Genomic DNA, 6,731 nt, shown 5'->3' on the forward strand with positions numbered 1-6,731 from the left:
ACTGTTTTTTTAATTGGCTTCAAATATGTATTTATAAAGTATTACAGAGATCGGTCAAAAAATACTTATATTAAAATCAAACTCGATAATTTTTGTTATATTGCATAGTAGAATTCTAACAAAAAATAAAAAGGAGTCTAAAGACTCCTTTCATTCATTATATCTATATTTAGATTAGAGTATTAAAATCACTTAATTTTCTAACTCTGCTTTCCAACCCAATTATAATTTCTACAAGATTTTTATAATGCAATTTTTTAAATTCATTCAATTTTTGAAAATCCTTTTCAATATTTCTTATATTATTTGCTAATTTCATTTCTATTACTACAAAATTATTTTGCGTATTTGGAATATGAATTATAAAATCTGGTACTTTTCCTTTTTTCTAAGACTTCAATTATTAAATCTATTAATTTTTTCATGTATAAACCATCCCTTTAAAATTAAATTTTAGCTATTTCCTCTTAATCCTAAAGACTTTTTTATTTTAGATTTCTTGCACTTATGAAAAACTATATTTTCTATTTCTTATCTGTCTAATCTATAGGCAGATGTACAATTATTCCTAATTTTTAAAAGAATTGAATCATAAAAAAATAATTTTACAATCACCTTATAGCCGTCTATGTAAAAATTTTAAGAAAATAGAAAAATTCAATATCTTGTTTTATTATTCTTTATTTCAAACAATATAATTTCATCATTATTTTCTATTCTTTTTTTATAATCTTCTAAATATTTTCTTCCTTTTTCAGTTATCTCCCAAACACCTTTTGGTGAATTTGATGATAAAAGTCCCTCATTAACAAGTGTATTTCTACACCAACTTGCAGTATCTTTCCAACGTATTTTATGTGGATTAGAAGGGATATTTTCATAATCATATTTATTAAGTTTTCCTTTCAATTTCTGCTCAACAATTTTGAGAACTTCTTTTGCCTCTGCCCTTCCACCTAATTCAACTAAGGCTTCAAGTATTGGAATTCTAAATTCTTTCTCAGGTGTTTTCAAACCTTTTTCTAATTTTACAAATTTCTTCCTAGAAGTAATCTTTGAATTTTTAACCATAAAAATTCTATTCCATTCTTTTTTTAAATCTATATTATTAAACATATTATCACATTCTTTTTTTAATTCCTGTAATTTTTCAATAATTGAGATAAATTTTGTTATTCTTTCTTCAATTTTAGTTATTTTATTGAAGTCATTAGATTTATTTTCAAGCTCAAATTCATGGTTTAATTCATTTATAATATTTTTGATTTCCTCTATTAAAATTTCAAAAAATTCATTAAGTTCTTTTTTGTTTATCCCATAATAAAACCTCTCTTTTCTTTGTAAAAACAATTAGCATTTAAAATATTAATTGTTGAAAATTTAATTACCACCATATTAGAGGTTTGACATATTCTACTACTATCTTTCGTTTCTCTAGAAGCTATAAAATCTTATGTTAAAAATAAAAATCTATAACTCGGTTTCAAATCTTTTAATTAATCTATTTACAAATTCATCAACACTTCCTACCCAAAATTCTTGATATTTTTCTGGACTACCAAAATTCTTATTAAATAAATATAAGTCAAAAATAATTTTTAATCCTTCTTTTTTAAAAACCTTTGGTTTTCCATTCTCGTAAAACAACCTAACAAATCCATCGATTTTTCTATACCCGTCTGCATATTCAGTTGACTTAGGATCAACAAAAACAACAAAATAATTATTGGCTTTTTTAAACCAAAACACAAAATCAGGATAAAAGTTATGTACAATACCATTGTCATCAGTATAAGGTATAAAAACACTATCTATTTTTGGAGTTATTTTACTGAATAACCACCAATCAAAAATTTCAAAATAATTAGATTTTTTCTTTAATTCATTAATAAACTCTATCTCGCTTCTTTCGTTAAGAATGTTGACCAATAAGTTTTTTACAACTTCTCTATCAAGAGCTTTTATTACAGGAATAAAATAATGCTCTTTAATAAAATCTAATTCTAATTCATCTCTATCTTTTCCCGTTATACTTATTCTTTCTTCATCATGTTCACTATAAACCTTTTCTATTGTTTCCCTTACTTTGTTGACTTCCTCTTCTTTTGGAATTCTTATCTTGATTCCTTTGTAATGAATTATAGGTTCCTCACTTTCTATAACATCAGAAATCGTTTCAATAATAACAAAATTGTTTATATATCTAATAATATCTTTTATGCATTCATGCCAACCTAATCGTTTTTTATTATCTCTAATCTTAAAAAAATTATCTTTATTTTTATCTTCAAATATTTCTCTTAGTAATTTTATTTTTTCTATTGGTTCATCATCTTTAGTAAAATAGAATAAATATAATAGTTCATCGGAAATGCTTTTAAGTACATTTTTTACATCATTATAATCAATAGTATTGATAATATATTTTTGTATGTTTTCATTCTTTAATGCATTGATGTTTATACTTCTTTTTACCTTTCTATAATAAGGAACAAACAACTTATTTCCATTAATTCTTTCTATATTTTTCTTTAGTTCAATTTTTACACCAGAATTTTTAATTATTTCTCTCGTGCTTTCAATAATTTGTTTTATTACATTTGCTTTAGTTCCCCATACAAATAACGTTTCAATTGGCAATATAAAGTTTCTGTATTTACCAAATGTTGGCAATATTCCTAATCTTTTTCTATCACCATTTTTTACAGGTTGAACTCTTAAACCTCTTCCAATAGATTGCAGAACAAATTTTTTGGCAACTTCACCTGTTCCAATATTAATGAAAACTATAACATTAGGTCTATTTGAATCCCAACCTTCATAAAATGCTCTGGACCCTAATAGCATATTTATGTATTCCTTTTCATCTAAATTTGAAAAATAATCTTCATTAACAAAAGTTTCTTGAACTCTTAAATTGAATTCATCAACTAGTGATTTAAACAACTTATTAGCATCTCCTACTTTTATTAAAGCAAATGGCTTATCACTTGTCATAAGTTTAAGTGCTAATTCTTTTTCAGACTTCGATTTAACTATTTCAATTTCACCAGGGGCGTCTGAATTAAATACTTCTTTTAATACATCTAAAGGAGTAATGTTTGATATAAAATTTTTGTCAATATTTGCTCCAGAAAAACTTTCATTTTCATCAAATGGATTAATAGGGTTATTAAAACTTTCAATAGCCATTTTAAAAATTTGAGAATTCAATATTTTTTCATAACCTTCTATTGATGTAATTTCTTTTATAAGCTTAAATAATAACTTTAAATCAGAATCAATTGTATTAACTGAATTTACAAGAAATACTGCTAGTGGTGAATGATATTCCAATTTAAGCTCTTGGTTCTCTCTTAATTCTTTTGATATCTTTTTTAAGTATGTAAGTAAAATTAATGTTTTCAAAATTATCAAGTATTTTTTATCCTCATCAAAATCTTTAATACTTTTATCTTTTATTTTCAAATTTTCATCAAAAATCCTAATTTCTTTTCCATAACCCTTTTCAATAAAAGATGATAAGTTGAATTCAAAAATTGTAGTTAAAATGTCTCTTTCGTCTGTAAATGTTGCAGAAAAATTAAATAAAAATCCATTTCTTGATAAAATAGAAAAATACTGTTGCGATTTACTAGACTCTTTGTCACCTTTGTGAGCCTCATCTAAAATAACATACCAATTTCCACCATTATCATAGTTTTCATAATTAATTATTTTATCTTTTTGAACATCTGAAATATTATCTGAACGATAATAAAAAATTGGATATTCAATAAAGTTTTTGTAATTATTCACACTATTAAAATCTTTTAACTCATATAATTTTAAAATTTTTCCACTTTGAGATTTATTAAATTCTTCAAAATGAATTTTAAATTGCTTAATTAAATCATCTCTATATGTTAAAAAAAGGATATTTGTTTTTGGTATTAGACCTCTTTCCATATATGTTATTAAAATATCAATTAGCTTAACTATTACTAATGATTTTCCGCTTCCTGTAGCCATCCAAAATCCCATTCTGTTAATAAAATTACTATACGGTATCTTATCTCCTTCGTTATAAAAATATCTATTTAGAATTTTCCAGACATCACTTTCAGAATTTCTAATATCCATAATAGATGATAAATCTAAATCTACAGAATATTCTTCCAATTCATTCCAAAATCTTTGTTTATTTGCATTTAGAATTTCATAATAATAATACAATGCTCGTATAGCATACTTTAATGCTTCAATTTGAAAATCCCATAATTTCTTGGTATCTGAAAATGATACTAAATCTACATTTCTCCAATCATATGGCAATTCTTCAAAAATTGGTGCTTTTTCATCTATAAAAGACATTAAAAGAGGATAAATATTTATGTTGCTCGAACTTTTTGTTTTACTCGCCATAGTTTTCACCACCATATAAGAGGTTTAATATATTCTACTGGTATATTATCATACCTTATTTCTCCTATGTCTTCTAATTCAAAACTTTCTTTACTTATTTTCTTTATTTTCTTCCCTAATACATTTGACAATGTCTCTACTATATCTATCTTCTTCTCCGGATAGAGCTTGGACAAATCAACTTTGTATTCATTTCCTTCTCTTTTTAATAATGTTTCTACAAATTTCGGAGATCTCATGAAGATATATTCATTAAATACATCTTTTCCTGGTGATGGTTGTAAACTTAAGTCACCATGTTCATATTTTGCATTACGTAATACTTCTTCATATTGTTCTAATTCATAGTATTTGAAAAATCCACCTGCTTTTTTTTCATTATATAATTCTTTAACATCTTTCTCTTTTGAAATACCTGATTTATCATATGCTAAAACTTTTTTCATTCTTGGTAAAACTACCGTGTAAAAATGTTCTCCCATTTCAATACCAATCCATTTTCTCCTTAACTTATGTGCAACTGCTATTGTTGTGCCGCTTCCTAAAAAGAAATCCATAACTATATTACTTTTGTTGGTTGTTGATTCTATAACTCTAAGTAATAAAATTTCAGAATTTTCTGTTTGAAAGTTCCAATTAAATGAATAACCTGGTATATCTGTCCAATCAGTATCTATTGGTTCTTTTCCATCACTTTCAACAAGATAATCAACTCGAGGTTTATTTTCACCACATTCTGGGCATCTTTCCCATTTTCCCTCATAATGAATATATCCACAAACACTACATCTAATCCTTATTTTTTTCTCTTTTTCTAATTGATATATTCTATCTTGACTGAATGTCCATGCTCTTCCTTCAGGAGGTTTTAATTCAGCACCAAAAATAATTCGTGCTGGTCCACCTTTCCTCCCAGCAGTCATAGATGTCATGTCGTGCCACCAGGGTTCTTTAGGAGTTTTTAGATTTTTTCGAAAACCTTTAAATAAAAACACAAAGGTTTTATTATAATAAAACAATGAATCAGTCGCTGTAGGAAATCTATTAGCTCCAAATCCTTTTTTGACGATTCTGTTTACTTGAATTTCATTTCTAAAATTTTCTTGTCCATAAATTTCATTCATTAATGGTCTTACTATCCAATTACCATTGTAATCACATCTTACAAATATGCTTCCTTTTTCATTTAATAATTCTCTAGATAATTTCAATCTGTTTTCCAACATAGTTGCCCATGTACTATCTTTGTATTTTACTGAATAAAAATAATCAGCCTCCTGCTCTTTGTTAAATGGAGGATCTATGTAAATTGTTTGAACCTTTTCTCTAAACTTTGGTAATATCGAATTCAAAGCTTGATAATTCTCACTCTTTATCAACCATCCATCAAGTTCTTCATCTATATCGTCAAATAATTCCAATATCTCAATCTCTATGTCTTTAAAATATCCTCTTTGACTAAACAAATTACTTTGTTCTTGTTGATATATTTCTTCTTTTTTGAATCCTTCATCAACTATTCCTAATTCTTTCCACTCTTCTATTTGTTGTTCTATATTCTCATGGTTTAATATCTTTTCAAGTACTTCATATCCTCCTTCTTTTTCTACTATCCTATCTATTGTTATTACATAATTACTGTTAAATACAAATTTCGGTTTGTTCCATATCTTTACCAGTTCGTTCTCAAACTGTGCTATAAATTCTATTATCTTATTCGCTATTTTTTTGAATACTTGTATCTCTTTTATCCTCTTCATACTCCATACATTTTCTGAATCAAACATGTATTGATATACATACATGTCTAATTGTTCTTTTAAAAATTTCTCTGCATCTTTGTTTATAAAGTAATCTACTTCACTTTGTTTGTTAAATATCCTTATTGCTTTTTCTACATCTTCTGTTGTTATGTCTTTATATCCTTCTTTTGCTTGCTTTACTATTTCGTCTATTTTTGTTTTTCTTCCTTTCTCTGAATATATACATCTTAATACTATCTTTTTGTCTTTGTCTATTTCTTTGAATTCAAACATTATTTCTTTTTTCTCATTTGCTTTTTTATGTTCTAACTCTGACACATCAAAATAAAATTTTATCTCTTCACCATTTATTCCTTTTATCTTTATCTCAACACTTTTGTAGTTTTTTTCGGTCTTGACATAGTACAACATATGCGTTTTCCAGAAAAGTATTACATCTTTTTCTGGGTCATATACTCTTTCATATATTCTTTCACTCCATGGTGTATATGTGTAATAAATCGATCCACTTTCTGAAAAATATCTTTTAAAGAATGTGTATAGTTTTTCAAATAACTCTTCTCT

4 protein-coding genes are annotated in these 6,731 nt (G+C 25.7%); all 4 read right to left on the minus strand.

Translation table 11 applies throughout. The features are described 5' to 3' along the window. Nucleotides 1-169: 169 nt before the first annotated feature. Entirely contained in the window at nucleotides 170-319 is a 150-nt protein-coding gene (locus JG780_RS10325; RefSeq protein ID WP_012580534.1) for a hypothetical protein, read from the minus strand. Nucleotides 320-657: 338 nt separating this feature from the next. After that, nucleotides 658-1,350 (minus strand): winged helix-turn-helix domain-containing protein, encoded by a 693-nt coding sequence (locus JG780_RS10330; RefSeq protein ID WP_012580535.1) that lies wholly within the window; start codon nucleotides 1,348-1,350, stop codon nucleotides 658-660. Between the two features lie 120 nt (nucleotides 1,351-1,470). Continuing rightward, a complete protein-coding gene (locus JG780_RS10335) occupies nucleotides 1,471-4,404 on the minus strand; it encodes a DEAD/DEAH box helicase family protein (RefSeq protein ID WP_114702825.1) in 2,934 nt (977 codons plus the stop codon). Nucleotides 4,405-4,409: 5 nt separating this feature from the next. Continuing rightward, nucleotides 4,410-6,731 (minus strand): DNA methyltransferase (locus tag JG780_RS10340; protein WP_287570555.1); only part of this gene is annotated, 2,322 nt, incomplete at its 5' end.

This window comes from Thermosipho sp. (in: thermotogales), assembly GCF_020054775.1.
Classification (GTDB): domain Bacteria; phylum Thermotogota; class Thermotogae; order Thermotogales; family Fervidobacteriaceae; genus Thermosipho; species Thermosipho africanus.

Excerpts from the sequence above, each read along its gene's own strand:
- JG780_RS10335 (WP_114702825.1), bottom strand. The coding sequence starts at position 4,404 with ATGGCGAGTAAAACAAAAAGTTCGAGCAACATAAATATTTATCCTCTT.
- JG780_RS10325 (WP_012580534.1), bottom strand. The coding sequence starts at position 319 with ATGAAATTAGCAAATAATATAAGAAATATTGAAAAGGATTTTCAAAAA.